Origin of the sequence: Oricola sp. (genome assembly GCF_022763245.1) — a bacterium.
Lineage (GTDB): Bacteria > Pseudomonadota > Alphaproteobacteria > Rhizobiales > Rhizobiaceae > Oricola.
Genome location: NZ_JALEGV010000035.1, coordinates 1 through 19,184 on the forward strand (window position 1 = coordinate 1; position 19,184 = coordinate 19,184).

Annotated in this window: 21 protein-coding genes and 1 pseudogene; 7 read left to right on the top strand and 15 right to left on the bottom strand. The window is 62.9% G+C overall.

All coding sequences use genetic code 11. The features are described from left to right. From MRY80_RS15975 to MRY80_RS15985, 3 genes and pseudogenes are all read right to left on the bottom strand, one after another. Positions 1–97: pseudogene (locus MRY80_RS15975) on the bottom strand (acetyl-CoA acetyltransferase); the annotation flags it as partial. Between the two features lie 41 nt (positions 98–138). Beyond that, positions 139–948: a 3-oxoadipate enol-lactonase gene (pcaD, locus tag MRY80_RS15980; RefSeq protein ID WP_293292050.1), complete on the bottom strand. Its 810-nt coding sequence runs from the start codon at positions 946–948 to the stop codon at positions 139–141. Positions 949–1,011: 63 nt separating this feature from the next. After that, positions 1,012–1,305 (bottom strand): metalloregulator ArsR/SmtB family transcription factor, encoded by a 294-nt coding sequence (locus MRY80_RS15985; protein WP_293292051.1) that lies wholly within the window; start codon positions 1,303–1,305, stop codon positions 1,012–1,014. A 186-nt stretch (positions 1,306–1,491) separates the two neighbouring features. Between MRY80_RS15985 and MRY80_RS15990 the strand changes: the two genes are divergently transcribed. The 3 genes from MRY80_RS15990 to sulP are packed head-to-tail and all read left to right on the top strand — an operon-like array spanning position 1,492 to position 4,591. After that, positions 1,492–2,397 carry an MBL fold metallo-hydrolase gene (locus MRY80_RS15990; RefSeq protein ID WP_293292052.1) on the top strand — a complete coding sequence of 302 codons (906 nt, stop codon included), beginning with the start codon at positions 1,492–1,494 and terminating at the stop codon, positions 2,395–2,397. 16 nt (positions 2,398–2,413) lie between these two features. Further along, complete coding sequence (locus MRY80_RS15995) at positions 2,414–2,830, top strand: TIGR01244 family sulfur transferase (protein WP_293292053.1); 417 nt, start codon at positions 2,414–2,416, stop codon at positions 2,828–2,830. A 9-nt stretch (positions 2,831–2,839) separates the two neighbouring features. Continuing rightward, entirely contained in the window at positions 2,840–4,591 is a 1,752-nt protein-coding gene (gene sulP, locus MRY80_RS16000; RefSeq protein WP_293292054.1) for a sulfate permease, read from the top strand. A 72-nt stretch (positions 4,592–4,663) separates the two neighbouring features. On the opposite strand, the gene MRY80_RS16005 is transcribed toward sulP, so the two are convergent. The 11 genes from MRY80_RS16005 to MRY80_RS16055 all read right to left on the bottom strand — a co-directional run bounded on the left by MRY80_RS16005 (position 4,664) and on the right by MRY80_RS16055 (position 14,728). Then, complete coding sequence (locus tag MRY80_RS16005; RefSeq protein ID WP_293292055.1) at positions 4,664–5,935, bottom strand: NAD(P)/FAD-dependent oxidoreductase; 1,272 nt, start codon at positions 5,933–5,935, stop codon at positions 4,664–4,666. Between the two features lie 42 nt (positions 5,936–5,977). Next, a complete protein-coding gene (locus MRY80_RS16010) occupies positions 5,978–6,712 on the bottom strand; it encodes a c-type cytochrome (RefSeq protein ID WP_293292056.1) in 735 nt (244 codons plus the stop codon). 58 nt (positions 6,713–6,770) lie between these two features. Next, positions 6,771–7,862 carry a c-type cytochrome gene (locus MRY80_RS16015; RefSeq protein WP_293292057.1) on the bottom strand — a complete coding sequence of 364 codons (1,092 nt, stop codon included), beginning with the start codon at positions 7,860–7,862 and terminating at the stop codon, positions 6,771–6,773. Then, the gene (gene soxC, locus MRY80_RS16020; protein WP_293292058.1) at positions 7,846–9,126 is read right to left on the bottom strand and encodes a sulfite dehydrogenase; all 1,281 of its coding nucleotides are present in this window, start codon (positions 9,124–9,126) and stop codon (positions 7,846–7,848) included. Before soxC ends, MRY80_RS16015 begins: the two co-directional genes overlap by 17 nt. Before the next feature lie 85 nt (positions 9,127–9,211). Beyond that, positions 9,212–10,906, bottom strand: a complete 1,695-nt coding sequence (soxB, locus tag MRY80_RS16025; RefSeq protein ID WP_293292059.1) for a thiosulfohydrolase SoxB — start codon at positions 10,904–10,906, stop codon at positions 9,212–9,214. A 113-nt stretch (positions 10,907–11,019) separates the two neighbouring features. Beyond that, a complete protein-coding gene (soxA, locus tag MRY80_RS16030) occupies positions 11,020–11,841 on the bottom strand; it encodes a sulfur oxidation c-type cytochrome SoxA (RefSeq protein WP_293292069.1) in 822 nt (273 codons plus the stop codon). 96 nt (positions 11,842–11,937) lie between these two features. Further along, positions 11,938–12,264 carry a thiosulfate oxidation carrier complex protein SoxZ gene (gene soxZ / locus MRY80_RS16035; protein ID WP_293292060.1) on the bottom strand — a complete coding sequence of 109 codons (327 nt, stop codon included), beginning with the start codon at positions 12,262–12,264 and terminating at the stop codon, positions 11,938–11,940. A 23-nt stretch (positions 12,265–12,287) separates the two neighbouring features. After that, entirely contained in the window at positions 12,288–12,743 is a 456-nt protein-coding gene (soxY, locus tag MRY80_RS16040; protein ID WP_293292061.1) for a thiosulfate oxidation carrier protein SoxY, read from the bottom strand. A gap of 22 nt (positions 12,744–12,765) precedes the next feature. After that, positions 12,766–13,230, bottom strand: coding sequence for a sulfur oxidation c-type cytochrome SoxX (gene soxX / locus MRY80_RS16045; protein WP_293292062.1), 465 nt, complete (start codon positions 13,228–13,230; stop codon positions 12,766–12,768). Positions 13,231–13,391: 161 nt separating this feature from the next. Further along, complete coding sequence (locus MRY80_RS16050) at positions 13,392–13,982, bottom strand: thioredoxin family protein (protein WP_293292063.1); 591 nt, start codon at positions 13,980–13,982, stop codon at positions 13,392–13,394. 11 nt (positions 13,983–13,993) lie between these two features. After that, a complete protein-coding gene (locus tag MRY80_RS16055) occupies positions 13,994–14,728 on the bottom strand; it encodes a cytochrome c biogenesis protein CcdA (RefSeq protein WP_293292064.1) in 735 nt (244 codons plus the stop codon). A gap of 102 nt (positions 14,729–14,830) precedes the next feature. Between MRY80_RS16055 and MRY80_RS16060 the strand changes: the two genes are divergently transcribed. From MRY80_RS16060 to MRY80_RS16070, 3 genes are all read left to right on the top strand, one after another. Then, entirely contained in the window at positions 14,831–15,196 is a 366-nt protein-coding gene (locus tag MRY80_RS16060; protein WP_293292065.1) for a transcriptional regulator, read from the top strand. 88 nt (positions 15,197–15,284) lie between these two features. Next, positions 15,285–15,635: a metalloregulator ArsR/SmtB family transcription factor gene (locus tag MRY80_RS16065; protein ID WP_293292070.1), complete on the top strand. Its 351-nt coding sequence runs from the start codon at positions 15,285–15,287 to the stop codon at positions 15,633–15,635. 159 nt (positions 15,636–15,794) lie between these two features. Beyond that, a complete protein-coding gene (locus MRY80_RS16070; protein WP_293292066.1) occupies positions 15,795–16,895 on the top strand; it encodes a YeeE/YedE family protein in 1,101 nt (366 codons plus the stop codon). 27 nt (positions 16,896–16,922) lie between these two features. On the opposite strand, the gene MRY80_RS16075 is transcribed toward MRY80_RS16070, so the two are convergent. After that, positions 16,923–17,852 carry an MBL fold metallo-hydrolase gene (locus MRY80_RS16075; RefSeq protein WP_293292067.1) on the bottom strand — a complete coding sequence of 310 codons (930 nt, stop codon included), beginning with the start codon at positions 17,850–17,852 and terminating at the stop codon, positions 16,923–16,925. A gap of 115 nt (positions 17,853–17,967) precedes the next feature. On the opposite strand from MRY80_RS16075, the gene MRY80_RS16080 reads away from it, so the two are divergent. Continuing rightward, positions 17,968–19,080: a YeeE/YedE family protein gene (locus tag MRY80_RS16080; protein ID WP_293292068.1), complete on the top strand. Its 1,113-nt coding sequence runs from the start codon at positions 17,968–17,970 to the stop codon at positions 19,078–19,080. Positions 19,081–19,184: the final 104 nt, after the last annotated feature.

Below are 19,184 nucleotides of genomic sequence, written 5' to 3' on the forward strand. Positions count from 1 at the left end.
GGATCGCCCCCAGATCGTCGGGACGCACCGAGGACAAAACGCCGCCAAAGCGGCCGATCGGCGTGCGGATGTAGTCGCAGATGTAGGCGTCGGTCATGGTCCAGATTGCCTTGAAGGTTGTGCTGTCGGGGGTGTGGTCTATCCGCCGTTCCCGCCGGTGTCGAGACCGGACAGGAAGGCCCGGATGACCGCGACCAGCGTCTCCGGCTGTTCGACGCAAGGTAGGTGGCCGGCGCCCTCGATCACCTCGTAGCGCGCCGCCGGAATGAGCTTCGCCATGGAAAGAACGAGATCGGGTGGCGTCGATCCGTCCTGATCGCCGACCACGCACAAGGTGGGCACGCCGATCTGCCGCGCGTCGTTGGTGTAGTCGCAATCGCGCAATGCCGCGCAGGTTCCCGCATAGCCTTCGACCGGCGAACGCGTGAGCATGTTGCGATAGCCCGCAAAGTCGGCATTGCCGGGATCGCGAAATTCCGGCGTGAACCATTTCTGCAGGATACTGTCCGCGAGCGCAGCGATGCCCGCCTCGTTCACGATTGCAATCCGCTGGTTCCAGCTTTCCGTGTCGCCGATCTTCGGCGCCGCGTCACAAAGGATCAGCGCGCGAACGAGATCCTTGCGCCGGGCATAGAGCCCCTGCGCGATCACGCCGCCCACGGACAGACCGCATATGATGGCGTTCTTGACCTGGAGATGATCGAGCAGCGCTTCGAGGTCCGACACATGGTCGTCCATGGAATAGGGTGCTTCGCCCACATCCGAGAGGCCATGGCCGCGCTTGTCATAGGTCAGGATGGCGAAATCGCCCGCAAGGCGCACGATGACGTCGCGCCAGATCCGGAAGTCGGTGCCGAGTGCGTTGGCGAACACGATCGTCGGCTTGCCCGCAGGAGCGCCGATCGTCTGGTAGTGAAGTACGACGCCGTTCAGGAAAGCAAATTGCACAGTCGAATCCTCCGCTGTCGTTCCGCCGGCCTTCTACATCGTAACCGACCAGGCGTCGCCCGATCAGTTGCAGTAGATGCCGTTGAGGGTCTTCAGTACGGATTCGACCTCGTGCCCCTTGAGCGAATAGAAGATCGTCTGCGCGTCGCGCCTCGTCTTGACGAGTTCGCAATCCCGCAGTTTCTTGAGGTGATGCGAAATCGCCGGCTGCGTCAGACCGGTGTCCTCGGCCAGGCTCCACACGCTGCGCTCACCTTCCGACAACAGGCACAGTATCTTCAGCCGCTGGTGATGTGCCATCATCTCCAGCAGTTTCGAAGCGTCGGAAATCTTGTCCTCTAGGGCTGTCACGTCCATTTTATATTAGCGCTCTTGCATATTTGTAATCGCAAATATATGTGAGACGAAAGCGGTTCGCAAGTCGGCAACGCAAAACTCCTCTGAGCGGAACGTGTTGCCAGCAGAATGTCGAACTCGGCGGGAGCCGCTCAAAGCAAACATGCTGCGGAATCGTGGCAACAGTCTGGAGAAAAGGAGAGCGTCATGACGAGCTATCCCGAGAACACGCCAAGCTATCCCGTCACAATGGACGTGAAGCCCGAGGTCACCCCCTTCTTCGATCCGGCGACCAACACCATCAGCTATGTCGTCAAGGATCCGCAGAGCAACGCCTGCGCTGTGGTCGATTCCGTCATGGACATCGACTACGCGGCCGGCCGGATCACCTATGACCACGCCGACGAGATCATCGCCTTCATCACGGCGAACGACCTGAAGCTGGAGTGGATCATCGAGACCCATGTCCACGCAGACCACCTGTCCGCGGCGCCGTACATCCAGCAGAAGCTCGGCGGCAAGATCGGCATCGGCGACAAGATCATGATCGTGCAGGACACCTTCGGCAAGGTGTTCAACGAAGGCACGGAATTCCAGCGCGACGGTTCGCAGTTCGACGCCCTGTTCAAGGACGGCGACAGCTACCAGATCGGCTCCATCGAGGCGTTCGCCATCTACACGCCGGGACACACGCCAGCATGCATGACGCATGTCTATGGCGACGCGGCCTTTGTCGGTGACACGCTGTTCATGCCGGATGGCGGTTCGGCGCGTGCGGACTTCCCCGGCGGCGACGCTGGAACGCTCTACGATTCCATCCAGAAAGTGCTCGCCCTGCCTGACGAGATGCGCCTTTTCATGTGCCACGACTATGGCCCGAACGGCCGCGACATCGAGTGGGAAACCACGGTCGGTGACGAGAAGGCGCACAACATCCATGTGGGCGAAGGCAAGAGCAGGGAAGAGTTCGTGCAGATGCGCACCGAACGCGACGCGACCCTCGACATGCCGCGGCTTATCATCCCGTCGCTGCAGGTTAACATGCGCGCTGGCGAGGTCCCGACCGACAAGGACGGCCGGCCGATGCTGAAAGTCCCGATCAACGCCCTCTAGGAAACGGAGCCGGCACATGAACATAAAGCCGCTGGACGACAAGGTCGCGGTAAGCGCGCAGATCGCCCTCGACGACATCGCGGAACTCGCCAAGCAAGGATACCGCCTGCTGATCTGCAATCGGCCGGACGGCGAGGACGAGGGCCAGCCGCCCTATGACGCGATGGCCGCGGCGGCCCGGGCCGCCGGCATGGAAACGGCGTTCCTGCCCGTCACCTCGGCGATGATCGGCGTGGAACCGGCGAGTGCGTTCGCCGATGCCGTGGCGGGAAGCGACGGTCCGGTCCTCGCCTATTGTCGCAGCGGCACCCGCTGCACGATGTTGTGGACGATCGCCGGCGTGCTGGCTGGCAAGCCGAAGGACCAACTGCGCGAGGCCGCGAGCAACGCCGGCTACGACATGAGCAATCTTCTGGACAGCCTCCCCGGCTGAAGAAAGACAATGCCCCTCAACCTACCTCCTGCGGTCACGCGCCGGATTCCCATACTCGACTGGGGCCGGCGATATGATCGCGACGCCTTCGCCAACGATGCGCTGGCCGCGGTGATCGTCACGATCATGCTGATCCCGCAGTCGCTCGCCTATGCGCTCCTGGCGGGCCTTCCTGCGCAGATGGGCATCTATGCCTCGATCCTGCCGATCGTCCTTTATGCCATTTTCGGCACCAGTCGGGCGCTTGCCGTGGGACCGGTGGCAGTTGTTTCGCTGATGACGGCGACGGCGGTGGGCAATGTCGCCGCACAAGGCACCCCGGAATACATCGCGGCGGCGCTGACGCTCGCCTTCCTGTCCGGCCTGTTTCTCGCCGGGCTGGGCCTGTTCCGCCTGGGTTTTCTCGCCAACTTCCTGTCGCATCCGGTGATCGCCGGCTTCATCACCGCCTCGGGCATCATCATCGCCGCGAGCCAGCTCAAGCACATACTCGGCATCGACGCGTCGGGTCACAATCTGCTGGAGCTGCTGGTCTCCCTGTTTGAACATCTCGGCGACATCAACTGGATCACCTTCGTCATCGGCGCTTCGGCGACTGCTGCCCTGTTCTGGGTGCGCAAAGGGCTCAAACCGCTACTCCTCGCGCGTGGCCTCAAGCCGCGCCTGGCGGACACCGCCGCCAAATCGGGACCCGTCGCGGTTGTCGCAATCACGACCCTTGTCGTCTGGCTGTTCTCGCTCGACAAGTTCGGCGTCAAGACCGTCGGTGACGTCCCGCAGGGCTTCCCGCCCCTCACCGCGCCGTCCTTCTCACCGGATGTCTGGGCGAGCCTCGCCGGATCCGCGATCCTGATCTCCATCATCGGATTCGTCGAATCCGTCTCCGTCGCGCAGACGCTGGCGGCGAAGAAACGCCAGCGCATCGACCCCGACCAGGAACTGATCGGATTGGGCATGGCCAATATCGGCGGCGCCTTCACCGGCGGCTATCCGGTCACGGGCGGGTTCTCGCGGTCGGTCGTGAACTACGACGCGGGTGCGGAGACCCCGGCTGCGGGCGCGTTCACCGCGATGGGCCTCCTGATGGCGTCGCTGTTCCTGACGCCGCTTCTCTTCTTCCTGCCGAAGGCGACGCTTGCGGCGACAATCATCGTCGCCGTTCTGTCGCTGGTCGACTTTTCGATCCTGAAGAAGACCTGGGCCTATTCCCGCGCGGATTTCGCGGCCGTGTCGGTCACCATCCTCGCCACGCTGTTCGTCGGCGTCGAATTGGGCGTGACCATGGGTGTCGCCCTGTCGATCCTGATCCATCTCTACCGCTCCTCGCGGCCGCACATGGCGGTCGTCGGGCAGGTTCCGGGCACCGAGCATTACCGCAACGTGCTTCGCCATGAGGTGATCACCCATGACGACATCCTGACGCTGCGGGTGGACGAGAGCCTCTATTTCGCCAATGCCCGCTTTCTCGAAGACCGCATCTACGACATGGTCGCCCAGCGGCCGAAGCTGAAACACGTCGTCCTGATGTGCCCGGCGATCAACGAGATCGACATGAGCGCTTTGGAGTCGCTCGAGGCGATCAACGAGCGCCTGAAGGAACTGAGCGTGCAGTTTCATCTGAGCGAGGTGAAGGGCCCGGTCATGGACCGCCTGAAGCGCTGCGACTTCTTCGGCCATCTGAACGGCAAGGTATTCCTGAGCCAGCACCAGGCCATGAGCACGCTGACTGCAGACAAGGATCTGGAAACGACTGCGGCCTGAACCGCAAACCAGCGTCCCGAATGCAAACGGCCGCGAAAGACGCGGCCGTTTCTCATTGGAGGGCGCTGCGGATCAGCCGAACATGTCGGCGGTGATCCCCGCGTACCAGCCGACCGACTCTTCGTAGGTCGCCTTGCGAACGGCCTCGTCCTCGCCGGTCTGGCTGATGAAGGAGGACGTCGAGGCGATGGCGCCCTCCTGTGGAGCGTATTGTGCGCCGACCTTCACACCGTCATCGGTTTCGATCAGGCTCCAGCAGGTGTTGGAATAGCGCGCCGGGAACACCTTCGACCCGATGAGATCGCCGCGGATGTTCATCGCCGCCACCTTCGCCTGGCTGTTGGCGGAGAACCCAGATTTCGGCATCGCGCCTGCGATCGACGCATCGCCGATGACGAAGATGTTCTCATCACTGACCGAGCGCATCGAGGTCGCGTCGATCGGGCAGAAGCCGCTGTCGTCAGTCAGGCCCGCATTGGCTGCGATCGCCCCCGCCTTCTGCGCCGGAATGACGTTGAGCAAGGCCCCCTTGAAGGTGTCGATCCCCGTCTCGACGGTGCCGCTGGCCACATCGACGCTCTCGATGCCCCCATGCACGTCGGGTCCGTACCACTCGACCATGCCCGGGTAATATTTCGCCCAGCCTTCCTCGAAGAGTCCCTGCTTGGAGAATTTCGGCTTCGGATCGAGGATGATGATCTTCGCGTCGACACCCTTCGATTTCAGGAGATGCGCCATCATCGACACCCGCTCATAGGGTCCCGGAGGGCAACGATACGGGTTGGGCGGCGCGACCATCACGATCTGCTGGCCATTGCCGACGCCGTCGAGCTTCTCTTTCAGAAGCTGCGTCTGCGGCCCGGCCTTCCAGGCGTGCGGCGCGATCTCGGCCGCCTCTTCCGAATAACCTTCGACGGAATCGTAGATCAGGTCGATTCCCGGTGACACCACCAGCCGGTCATACGGAATGGTCGCGCCGTCGGCCATCTGGACCGTTCGCGCCTTGCCGTCGACGCCCACCGCCATGCCGGTCACCTTGGTGATCCCGTAGTCGGATTGCAGCTTGTCGTAGGAATGGGTAATCGAACCGAAATCGCGGAATCCGCCAAGATAGAGGTTCGAGAAGAAGCAGGTCGTGAACTGATCGGAATCGTCGATGAGCGTGACGTCGATCGCACCCTCGGAATCCTTGGCGATATAGCGTGCGGCAGTCGCTCCGCCTGCGCCGCCGCCGATCACGACGACCCTGGGCTTGTCCTGCGCCCTCAGATAGGTGGGCATGGCAAGCGTCGCGGCAGCGGCGCCCGTCACGAGCCCGAAATGGCGTCTCGTCAGTCTGGTCATGACAACTCCTCCCGTTTCTCTCGTTGCAGTCCTTTTCGCCGGTTACTGGGGTTCCAGCCCGGCAAAATACGCGGCAAGCGCGGCGATCTCCTCATTCGCCAGGTTTGCGACGCGCAGTTTCATCACCTCGTTCCTGCGAACGTTGGTCTTGTATTCGAAGAGCGCAGTGATGAAATAGTCCCGGGGCAGCCCGACGATCGAGGGAATGCCGTCGGCGTGGCCGCTGGCCTGATGGCAGGTCACGCATTCGCCGGCGAGATACTCGCCGTAGTCGGGATCACCTTCCATCGCGAGGACGATGTCGGCGAACCCTCGCGCGGGGTGGTCGGTCGCCGCCACGCTGTCGATCGGCGCCCCCGGCTCGCTCGCCGAGACGGCCTCAAGCCATTTGATCAGCGTCTCGCGATCACCCTCGTCGGCCATGCCGCGATACGACATGCGATTGCCTTTGATGAAATCGCGCGGCTTTTGCAGATAGGCGTGCAGCGTTTCCGAGGACCACACAAGGCCGCCCTCGCCCGCCGCGCGCATGGCGTTGGAATATTTGAAGCCGTCGAGCGAGCCGGCCTTACGGCCGATGATCCCGTCCAGATGCGGCCCGATCTTGTGGCGGGCGCCTTCGCCCACCTCGTGGCAGGTCTTGCAGTTGGAAAAAAGGCGTTCGCCGGCCGGATCCAGATCGTCGCCGGCGAACGCCAGGGAGGAAGCCATCAGGAGAGCGAAAAGGCTGCCTCCCGTCGAGGCCCTGCCCCGCGCGACCAGTGTCCAGAATTTCATGTCTCGCATCGGCCTCCTCCCAAAAAAGCCGACGGGAATGCGCAGTCGCGTGTTGATGCTAGTCGATCTCCCCGCCTGCACCCTCCTCATCGCTGTCCGGCGTCACATCCAGCACGCGCGCGCGCATGGTGATCTCGACCGGAGCCGGCTTGCAATCGGTCATGCAAGCCTCTTTCTTGTCCGCGTAGTGAGCTTCCTCCAGACGGTCATCCTCGATGAAATTGTCTTCATTCGGCAGATGAATGTCCGTGAAGTTCTCGTTGGACAGTTCGAATTCCTCGTCGTCCACGACGTCGTTCAGATAGAGCAGATAGGCCGTGATGGCATAGACGTCGTCATCCGACAGCGACCGCGCATTGCCGAAGGGCATCGCCCGGCGAACATAGTCGTAGACGGTCGACAGATACGGCCAGTAGGAACCGATCGTCTTCTCCGGACGGTCGTCTTCAAGCGTACCCTGGCCACCGGCGAGGACCGGCCAACGGCCGACCGCCTCGCCGAAATCGCCGTGGCACACCGCGCAATTGTCGGTGTAGAGCACTTCGCCGTCAGCCACCGTGCCGGAGCCGACCGGCAGTCCGAGGCCGTCGGGACGCACATCCATGTCCCACGCGGCGATCTCGTCTTCGGTCGCCACGCGGCCGAGCTTGAACTGTCCGTCATGTTCCGGAAGCGGCACATCGGCTGCCAGCGCCGGCGTCTCGGCCATTGCCGTCTCGACTTCCTCTTCGGCGGGCTGCTCCTGTCCTACCGTCGACGCCATCTTCTCGTCGAACGTCTTCAGGTACTCGATCACATTGGCGACGTCGGCCGACTTGCGAAGGCCGGCAAATGCCATGCGCGAGCCCTTCACGAAGTCCCGCGGCTTGACGAGATACTGGGTCAGCGTCTGCTCGTCCCAGACGATCCCGCCTTCCCCGGCCGCAACCATTGCGGCCGAATATTTGAACCCGTCGATCGTGCCGGCCTGACGGCCGAAGAGATCGTTCAGATGCGGCCCGACGCGGCTCTTGGCGCCTTCGCCCACGGAGTGGCAGGCAGCGCATTTGCGGAAGACATTTTCGCCATCGGCCACGTCGGCGGCCTGCGCCGACCATGCGACGGAAACGACGGCCGCGCCGAGAAGCCCCGCCTTAAGAAACTTCAACATTCTCAACCACTCCGTCGGCTTTGACATACCAGGTCTGGATGCCGTTGTTGTGATAAATGGAATTCTCGCCACGCGCGGCGCGCAACTCGTCCTTCGTGGGCTGGATGTAGCCGCCCTCGTCGATCGCGCGCGACTGGATGAGCATCTCCGAGCCGTCCCACTGGAAGTCGTGGTAGAAGCGATGCAGCGCCTTTGGCAGGCTCGGCCCATCGAGACGCGCCGTCTGCCAGTTGCGGCCGCCGTCGATCGAGACGTCTACCCGCTGGATCCGGCCATAGCCCGACCATGCCAGCCCGCTGATCACCATCTGACCGCGACCATGGGTGATCGGCGCCTGCGGGCTCGGATTGGTGATGACGGACTTCACCTCCATCTCCCACGTATGGCGCCGGGCCTTTCCGTTGGCGAGAAGGTCGGTGTATTTCGAGGTTTCTTCGCGCTGGGCCCACGGCTCATCGCCGACTTCAAGACGGCGCAGCCATTTCACCCACATGTTGCCTTCCCAACCGGGAACGACAAGGCGCAGCGGGTAACCCTGTTCGGGACGCAGCGCCTCGCCATTCATCTTGAAGGCGACGAGGCAGTCATCCAACGCCTTGTCCATCGGGATCGAGCGCGTCATCGCGGCGGCGTCCGCGCCTTCTGCCAACACCCATTTGCCGTTGGTCTTCACCCCTGCCTCTTCCAGCAGGTATTTCAGCGGCACGCCCGTATAGGCGACGCAATGCACCATGCCATGCGTGAACTGGCAGCCATTGAGCTGCGAGCCGCGCCATTCCATGCCCGAATTGGCCGCGCATTCCAGGAAGTAGACCCGGTTCTCGCGCGGGAAACGCATCAGGTCCTGCATGGTGAAGACGAGCGGCGTGTCGACCAGACCGTTGATCATCAGGCGGTGATCGGCCGGATTGATGATCGCCGTTCCGCCGTGATGCCGCTCGAAGCAGACACCGTTCGGCGTGATGATGCCGTCGAGTTCGTGCAGCGGCGTGAAGTTGATCGACGAGACCGGATCGGCCGTCAGCCAAGGTACGTCGCGGCGCACCACATGCGCCTCGAATTCGGATGGCATGCCGTAGGGGTTGGCATCGACGCCATCGCCCAGATAGCGGTTCCAGTCCTGAACCTCGGTGATCAGCGGGTCGCCCGCGGCACGCGCCGCCGAAGCGCCGGCCAGCACCGCTCCGCCTGCAAGGCCTGCCTGCAGGAAACGCCGCCGCGAGGCCGACGTCTTGTCCAGAGTGTCATTGTTCTTGTCGCTCACACGTTCCTCCCGGATCGTTCGCATATATTCAATTTTTTCTATATATCAGGAAAAATCCCGCATGTCGAATGCGGCATTTCCACCGTCAGGCGTCGACGATGACCGAGGTGTTCTCCTCAAGCTGCACGACGGGATTCTTCTCCAGATATCCTTCCACCACGTCCCAGATCGCCGGGCCTTCGGTGCCTTCGTTGACAGACGCCCAGCCGGCGACCGCGTATTCCTTGTCCGGATCGATCGCCTCGCCTGTCTTCAGGAGCGTCATCTCGGAGATGCGCGATCCCATCGGCTCGTGGACGTTGATCCGGTACCCCATGCCACCGACGCGAACCATGTCGCCGCCCTGCTGGTAATAGGGATCCGTGTTGAACAGATTGTCGGCGACATCCTCGATGATGTCCTTGATCAGCGAACCCGTCATCATCGAGCGATAGGCCGCCGGATAGGTCATCGAGGTCGCATTGTGCAGGTCTTCCACCGTGATCGCCTGGCCGGGAATGAGGCTCGTGCCCCACCGGAAGCCCGGCGACAGCGCGATGTCCGCCTCGCGCTCGGCGAGCAGAGCGTCGCAGATCAGGTCGTCGAAGGTACCGTTGAAGTTGCCGCGCCGGTAGAGGAGCGACTCGGTGCGACCGAGTTCGCGGGCCAATTCTGCTTCGTAGGGTGCACGTACCTTGTCGATGAGCGCCGTCATGTCGGCATCCGGCGTGATCACGTCGGAGAAGATCGGGATCAGCCGGTAGGTGTAGCCCTGCACCGCGCCGTCGCGCACGTCGAGATCGACCCGCGACAGGAACTTGCCGTTCGATCCCGAGGCGATGACGAGCGTGTCGTTGACGATCACCGGCTCCGGCAACGCATCATGGGTGTGGCCGGTCAGGATCACGTCGATGCCGTCGACGCGCGACGCGAGCTTGCGGTCCACGTCGAAGCCGTTATGCGAGAGCAGCACGACGACGTCGGCCCCTTCCTCGCGCGCCGCCTCGACATTCGCGATGATGTCCTCCTCGCGAATGCCGAACGACCAGTTCGGGAACATCCAGCGCGGATTGGCGATCGGCGTATACGGGAAAGCCTGGCCGATGACGGCGACATTGACGCCGCCCTTCTCGAACATCCGGTAGGCCTCGAAGGCGGGCTCGTCCCACTCGGCGTCATAGATGTTGCTGCCGAGGAACGGGAACGGCAGGCTTTCGATGACTTCCGTCACGCGCTCCGCGCCATAGGTGAACTCCCAGTGACCCGTCATCGCGTCGGGCTGCAACGCGTTCATTACCTCGATCATGTCCGCGCCCTCGGTCTGCAACGAGGTGTAGGATCCCTGCCAGGTGTCGCCGCCGTCGAGCAGCAGGACCTTGTCCTCGCCACGCTCGGCGCGGATGCGCTTGATCACCGTCGCGACCCGGTCGAGGCCGCCCATCTTGCCATATGCCTTCGCAAGCGAAACGAAGTCCTCCGACGTCAGCGCATAGGCGTGCGGCGTCCCCGGCTCGATGTTGTAGAGCTTCAGGAAATCGACACCGGTGACATGCGGCGGCAGGCCCGCTGCCTCGCCGACCCCGAGATTGATCGACGGCTCGCGGAAGTAGAGCGGCTTGAGCTGGGCATGAAGGTCGGTGATGTGGACCAGCGTCACGTTGCCCGTCGCGTCGAAGGACAGAAGCTCGTCCTCGGTGAGTGCCTGCTGCGCCATCGCCCGAGACCACCGTCCGATCATGCCAGGGCCGGCGATCGAGGCTGCGGCAACCGATGCCATGAGAAATTCGCGACGTGAAAACATGCCGATTACACTCCGGACAACAGACATCGTTCCGGCGCGCGGCCGGCGAACCTGTCGAGATCAATGCTGGGCCGGGACGTCCGCGTCCCGGCCGGTTATCAGGGGCGTAAGCCCTACTGGCGAACCGCCGGCGTTTCGACCGACAGGTTGGAACCGCGCCAGGTGACGTAGACTTCCAGCGCCATCAGTTCATCCGAGAAAGCGGCCGGCATTTCGGCGCGCGTATCGCGAATGCAGCCGCGGAAGCGGTTGTGCACGGAGACCAGGGACGCCTGCTTCAGACGATAGGTCGGAAAGCCGTTGACATTGCCCTGGCTCAGGTGGTCGGCGCGGATGTAGTAGCCATTGTAGTTCTCATGGCAGGTCGCGCAGGAGAGGTTCAGCTGGCCCGTGCGGGTGTAATAGAGCTCCTCGCCCTTCTCCCACCAGTTCTGCATCTCGCCTTCACTGAGATCCATCGCGACCGGCTCGCCAAGCGACTGATGCTTGATGAACGCCGTCAGAGGCTTCTGTCCGCCCTTGTCGAAGGCGTAGGGCTCCGCGCCCATGTTCTCTTCGCGGCATTTGTTGATCTGCAGTTCGACATTGATCGGCCGGCCTGCATCCGCATCCCATTTCGGGTAATGCGCGCCGACGCCCGCCATCGATTCCGAGGCGTCGCCGTGGCAGGTCGCACAGGACTTGCCTTCGGTGCCTTCGACCGTGTTCCATATTTCCTCACCCTGCTCCACATACAGCATGGCGGGGTTCTCGAACGTGTCGGCTTCCAGCGCGCGGGTTTCCTTCGTGCGGTAATGCCAACCGGAAATCACTTCGTCGAGCGGGTGCCCTTCGACCGACTCCGTCCGGGTCGTCATTTCGATTTCGCCGTCGATGACAAGCTGCTCGTCCACCGGACCGCCGGCATGGGCCGCGACGCTGAACGCTCCGGCCAAGGCAATGGCGGCTGCTGTAACAAGATAGTGTTTCTTCAAGGCTCTTCCTCCCGGCCAGGGTGAATTCGGCCTGCCCTCCCGCGCAGGCCGAGCGCGTCATTTAAGCGCGATTTCCTTTTCTTCCGTGTAGACGGAACCGTCGTCGTCCACCCAGGTGAACTTGAACATGCCCGCTTCGGAGACCTTGGCGGTGAACTCCAGATAGGGGTTCGCCGAAACGGCCGGCTCGATGTCGCAGGAGAACACCGTCTGGCCGTTGAACTCGCAGGTGAACTTGTTGATGATCTGGCGCGGGATGGGATTGCCGTCGCCATCCTTGCGCTGCCCCGATTCCATCGGGTGGCTGATCAGCGTCTTGATCGTGATGACCTCATCCGCGGATGCGGTTTTCGGAACTTTGACGCGTGGTTTGACCGCTGCCATTTCTCATATACCTCCGATAAGGATCAGCCGCCGCAGCCGCCGATGGTCACCTTGACCTCTTTCTTGTCCATGAACACCTTGCCGGTGCTCGTCTTCGCGACCGCGATCACGTTCTGGGTCTTCGCCAGGCGCATGCGCGTCGTTGCCGAGGCTTCGCCGCTCATGGGAGTGAAGTTGAAGGTGATCACGTCCGGGCTGGGATTGCCGTCCGCGTAGATCGCGACCGATTCGACATAGTCGTCAGCCATCATCGGGCTTTCGACGGAGACCGAAACCGGCACGGTGTTGCCGTTTTCCGCGATTTCCGGTGCGTCCAGAGTGATGGTGCCGGCTTCCGGCTCCATGCCGCCTGAAAACTCCATGACCTTGGCCATGGCATCCTCGGCGGAAGCCAAAGCAGCTCCGGTCCGCATGCCGGCGACTGCCCCGATGGCAACGCCCACCGAGAGGGTGAGCATGGAACGCCGTGTAAGTGTCATTACCGTCTCCTTCCTTGGAAGATCATTCTTTGAGCGTCGCCAGATAGGCGACCACGTCTTCAACCTGCTGCGCGGTCAGGATCGTCTTGCCGACGAGATCCTTGCGCACGTCGATGCCGACATCGAGCGAGTAGAAACCGGGCATGATCGTCTCGTCGGAGAAGATCGCCTTCGAGTTCACCACGATCGCGCGCAACTCCTCAGGCGACCAGCGATCGCCGACGCCGTCGAGCTCGGGACCCACTTCGCCGTGAAAGAGCTGCTCGCTCTGGTCGCTCACCGCGTGACAGGCAAGGCAATTGCCCAGCTTGCGATCCGCGAACGTCTTGCGGCCGGCCGCCGCATCGCCCGGCTGCCCCGAAAGGGATGCGCTGACGACGCCATCCTCGATCTTGACATCACCCGGCGCCGTTTCGCTGTAGGCCACCGCGGTTGTCGCCGCGACCACGGCCGCCGCCGTGAGCCATGTCCTTGTATTGAAAGCCATCGGCTGTAGTTCCTCCTCCTGTGAACGCCCCTCCGCAGGCGCCCCGACTCAAACGCTACGCACTTCCGGCGCACCGCCCTTCCAAGCCACGCTATCCAAAAGGCGGGGCGCAATCAATGGACGAATATGATTTTTTGAATATTTATCAAACGCCCGCTCGACTACTCCGCGTCGAGCCGCCCGGCCGCGCGCAATTCGTTGATGATGCGTGCGTGATATTTCTGGAAATGCTCGTCCGTTTCGTAGCCCTTCTCCCGCACCCAGCGGAACATGTTGAGGAAGGTCCACTTGCCGAAAGCGCCTGGCATGGTCGCCACCGCGGCCTTCGCCGTCGTGATGTCCCCGTCCGGCACGTCCTCGGGCAGGAAGACGATCGTCGGCGTGAAGACGTAGCCCCATTTGCGCGCCGCCGTCTTCTCAGTCAGCACGTCGCCGTCGAGATCCGTCACCTCCTCGTCGCCGAACATGTTGTACTGCACAACCTTGAAGTTCGCCTTGATGTAATCGGTCACCTCCGGATCGGTGAAGAACTTCTCGTGCATCTGGCGGCAATAGATGCAACCGCGCTGCTCGAAGATCAGCACGAGGCGCTTGCCCTCTTCCTTGGCCGCCGCGATGTCCTCGGCGACGTCCTTGAAGGTCAGGGAAAACCAGTCTTCCTTGTGGAGGCCGTCCTCGCCCATCTCGGCTGCGGCCACGGGCGCTGCGAGGACCATCAGCAAAAGCCCCATCAATGCGATCAGTCTCTTCATCGTCGATCCTCCTATCCCATCGTTGAAAATGCGGGAAACGTGTCGAGCAGCCACTGCGCGATGCGCGACATCTGCCCGGTCATGAACAAGATGCCAGTCACAACGAGCAGCAGGCCCATGGCCTTCTCGACGGTCGCCATGTGCCGTTTGAAGCGATTGGCCCAGCCGATGAACCGGCTCGCGAATACCGCCGCAAGGATGAACGGCAGGCCGATTCCCAGCGAATAAACCGCCAGAAGTCCGGCGCCGCGGAACGCCGTGTCCTCGGCTCCGGCGATGAACAGAATCGCTGCCAGCACAGGCCCGACGCAGGGCGTCCAGCCGAAGGCAAAGGCGAGCCCCATGACATAGGCGCCGACGAAGCCGGCAGGCTTGTTGCGCACGTCCACCCGCGCCTCGCGGTAGAGAAACGCGATCCGGAAGACACCGAGGAAATGCAGCCCCATGATGAGGATCATCACGCCGGCGATGACCGACAACACGTTGAAATATTGCGCGATTGTCTGGCCGACGATGCTTGCGGTCGCGCCCAGCGCGACGAAAACCGTGGTGAAACCGGCCACGAAAGCGATGGCGGACAGGATGATGTGGCGCGCGCGGCCGCTCTCGATGTCCTCGTCCTGCAGATCGGAGAAGCTGACGCCGGCGAGATAGGCGAGATAAGGCGGGACGATCGGCAGCACGCATGGTGACACGAACGACAATAGGCCCGCCAGAAAGGCGGCGCTGAAACCGATGTCGAGCAAAATTTCCTCCTCGAGGACAAACCGCGAATGATCGGGCTGTCAAACATGCACACAATGCTATATATGATTAGAAATCAAGCCCTCCAGAACACGGTTATGGTCATGCGACAGTTTTTCGCCATCACGCTGTCGATCGTCTCGATCGCCCTTTCCGCACCGTCGCACGCCGCCGAACTCGTCATGTTCGAACAGGCCGGCTGCGTCTGGTGCATGCGCTGGAACCGGGAGATCGGTCCCGCCTATCCCAATACGGACGAAGCAAAGATCGCGCCTTTGCGCCGGGTCGACATCCACGCCCCGCTTCCCGAAGATCTCGCTGGAATTCGTGTCGAGCGCTTCACCCCGACCTTCGTGCTCGTCGACGATGGCGAGGAGATCGGCCGCATGCGCGGCTACACGGGCGACGAGTTCTTCTGGTTCCTGCTGGGCGAGATGCTGGACAAGCTGGAGTCCCGCGGCGCCGAGTGACCGCCGAGGTCAGCCTGCAAGCACTGTTAAACAGATTGCGATGGGAGTATATGTTGAAGCCGAGATTATCGAAGAGTCGGAAATGACGATGCCACTGCCGAAATTCAATCTGGAGATGGATGCCAGCAACGCCGACGCCCTGATTGAACAGGCGCGTCAGGCGAGCGATCTGCTCAAGGCTCTGTCGCACGAAACCCGGCTTCTGATCCTGTGCATTCTCTCGGAAGGCGAGAAGTCCGTCTCCGAACTCGAAGAGATCCTGTCGATGCCGCAGGCCGCCGTGTCGCAGCAATTGGCCCGCTTGCGCTTCGACCGGCTGGTGAACACACGCCGCGAAGGCCGGATGATCTACTACTCCATCGCCGGCGAAGAAGTCTCCTCCGTCGTCGAGACACTTTACGAACTCTTCTGCTCGCCGGTGCGCAAGGTGCCCGCCTGATCGTCCTGTCTCGTTGAAACGAGCCTAGCTCGCCTTCGCCTGCGGAGGGACGTTTTGACGCGATCGTGACAAGCTCCACAACTTGCCAACGCCCGGCGAAACAGGCAGGCTCGACAAAAACACGCCGCAAGCAAGCATGTGCGGACGGGAGGAGACACCATGTTTCTGCTTGATAGCGGGTGGTCGCTGCCGCTCGCCGGCATCGCGATCGGCGCGGTGATCGGCTACGTCGCGCGACGCAATCATTTTTGCACCCTGTCCGCGCTGGAGCGGCATTGGTATGCCGGCGACAGCAGCGGTTTGCGCTCCTGGGTACTGGCCGCCGCCGTCGCGCTGGTCCTGACGCAGATCATGCAGGCGCTCGGCTGGATCAACATCGCGCCCAGCTTCTATCTCACCGAACCGCTCCCGATCGCCGGAACCGTCATCGGCGGGCTGATGTTCGGCTTCGGCATGGCGCTGGTCGGCACCTGCGGCTTCGGCGCGATCATCAGGCTCGGCGGCGGCAGCATGCGGGCCCTGGTCGTCCTGACCGGCATCGCGCTTGCTGCCCTCTCCGCGCAGCGCGGCCTTCTCGGACATCTGCGTGTCACGGTGCTCGATCCCCTGTCGATCGACCTCGCCCCGGTCGGCGGCCAATCCATCGGCGCCCTGCTCTCGCATGTTACCGGCCTGAACCTGATGCTGCCGGTCGCCCTGGTCATCGGCGCGGGATCGATGGCCTGGGTGTTCCGCGACAGACGCTTCCGCCGCGACCGCGAAAAGCTTGCCTCTGGTATTGTCATCGGAGCCGGCATCGCCGCCGGATGGTTCGTCACCTCCGGCCTTTCGACCCGGCTTTTCACGCCGGTACAGATCGAGGCCGGATCCTTCGTCATGCCGCTCGGCGACGCGATGCTGCAGATCATCACCGTCACCGGCGCCCTGCCCGACTACGGCGTGGGCCTCGTCGCCGGCGTGCTGATCGGCGCTACTCTGCGCGCGTGGCAGTCGAAGGACATGCGCTGGGAGGCCTGCGACGACGCGCGCGAATTGAGCCGCCATCTCCTCGGCGCTTTCCTGATGGGCATCGGAGGCGTGTTCGCGCTCGGCTGCACGATTGGCCAGGGCGTCAGCGCGGTTTCGGTCATGGCGGTGTCCGCGCCGATCGCGGTCTTCAGCATCGGTTTCGGCGCCCGCATGGGGCTTGCCTATCTGCTCGAAGGCTCGCCCTTCGCCTTCCTGCAGCGCCATGATCGCCACGGACAGCCGGCGGAATAGGCCGGCTGCCCGAAACCCCGTGAGACTCTAGGCGTCCGCGACGTAGCGATAGCCCGCACCGTCTTTCTCGACATGACCGATGCCGCCGCCCGGCAGATGGAACCCGACGAACCGGCTCTGCTCCTGCGCCAGCCGGTCCAGCAGCTTGGTACGCGTCGCGATCCCCTGCTCCGTGTCCTGGTCTGAACCCGACGGCCATTCGGGATGCGCGAACGAGATGATCGCGCTCGTCGCCGCGTCGCCGATCACCGTGACGCTGTCGCTGCCGTGATGGATCGCGAAGGACGTGTGGCCGGGCGTGTGACCCCGCGTGTCGATCGCCTCCAGGCCCGGCAACACCTCGTCGCCCCAGTTGAAGAACTGAATGACGTCCTCCAGCGCCTCCAGCCGGTTCTGAGCACCGACCACGAAGCTCTTGCGCGCCTCGGGCATCTTGTCGAGCGTGTCGTCGGCGCGCCAGAAGTCCCATTCCACCTGGTTGATGTAGTAGTTGGCGTCGGCGAACACGAACTCGTCGAAATCGTCCAGCAGGCCCCAGATATGATCGGGGTGCGCATGCGTGAACACGACGTCGGTCACATCCTCAGGCGCGATCCCCGCGGCGTCGATATTGTCGAGAATCTTGCCCGCGCTCGGCATGAAATTCGGGCCCGACCCGACATCGAACAGAACGACGCGGTCTCCGTCCTTCAGCACCGTGACATTGCAGTCCGGCTCAAGCATGTCGGTGCGCAGACCGGCAGCCTCCAGAAGCGCCGTCAGCTCGTCCTGCGGCGCGTCCGGAAACACGAAATCGAGCGGCAGCATGAGATTGCCATCGCTGACGGTTGTGATCGTCTTCGCGCCCAGCGTGATCTCCGCCACGGCCTTCGTTGCAAAACCCGGCAAGAAGGGCAGCGCCGAAGTTGCGCCGATCAGCGTCAGCGCATCGCGGCGCGAAAGTCCGGTCCGATTCATGATTTCCTCCCAATTGAAAAAATATTCTATTATTTGAATATATGCGTGTGACGTTGATCAAGGTCAACGTCAAACCGCCATAGCGCTGTCAAATCCAGACGGGAGGAATTGACGCATGGAAACGCTTGCCGATTACCTGATCGTCGCCGTCGATCGCATCGGCGAAAAATGGACGCTCGCTGTCGGCGGAGCGGTGATCGGCGCGCTTTTCGGCGCCTTCGCACAGCAAAGCCGATTCTGCCTGCGCGCCGCAACGGTCGAGTTCTCCCGCGGCAAGATCGGCGAAAAGACGTCGATCTGGCTGATCGTCTTCACGGCCGCGGTCGCCGGCACGCAGGCTCTGTCGGATGCCGGTTTCATCTCGACCAGCGAAGCCCGCCAGATCGCCTCGCCCCAGAGCCTGTCCGGCGCCGCGCTGGGCGGCCTTCTGTTCGGAAGCGGCATGGTGCTCGCCCGCGGCTGCGCCAGCCGCCTTCTCGTGCTGTCGGCAACGGGCAATCTGCGCGCCCTCCTCTCCGGCCTCGTCTTCGCCGTCGTCGCCCAAGCCAGCCTGCGCGGCTTCCTCTCGCCGCTTCGTGAAGCCCTCGCCCGTCCTTTGACGACCGCCACGACAGGCGGTAACGATCTCCTCGCCATGATGCATCTGGATCAGATCCAGGCAGCCTCACTGGCGGCGATCGCCCTCCTCCTCGCGATCATGACAGCGACCTGGAGCCGGGCCGGCGCCTGGGTGACCGTGTCCGCCTTCGTCGTTGGCCTCATGGTCCCGGTCGCGTGGCTTTTCACCTACACCATGCGCGGCATCGTCTTCGAGCCCATCCAGATGAACGCGCTCACCTTCACCGGCCCCTCCGCCGACACGTTGATGCTGTTTCTGACGCCACCGGGATCGATGATCGATTTCGAGGTCGGACTCGTGCCGGGCGTCTTCATCGGCGCGTTTCTGGCGGCGTGGATCACCGGCCAGTTGCAGCTACAGGGCTTCCATGACGGCAAATCGATGCGGCGCTACCTGCTCGGCGCGGCCATGATGGGCTTCGGTGGCATGCTCGCTGGCGGCTGTGCCGTCGGGGCAGGCGTCACCGGCGCCTCGGTCTTCGCCCTGACGGCCTGGATCACCCTATTTTCCATGTGGATCGCGGCCGGCGCCACCGATTGGCTCGTCGATCGCCGGCACGAAACCGTGCAAGCGCCGGAGCCGAACCTCGGCACGCAGCCGGCTGAATGAGGTCTACGCGACCGCCCTTGCGAGGGCGCATTGAGACCAGAGGTCGCAGAGCGCGGAGGCCAGATGGTCGATGTCGGCCTGCGTGTGCAGCGGCGTCGGCGTGA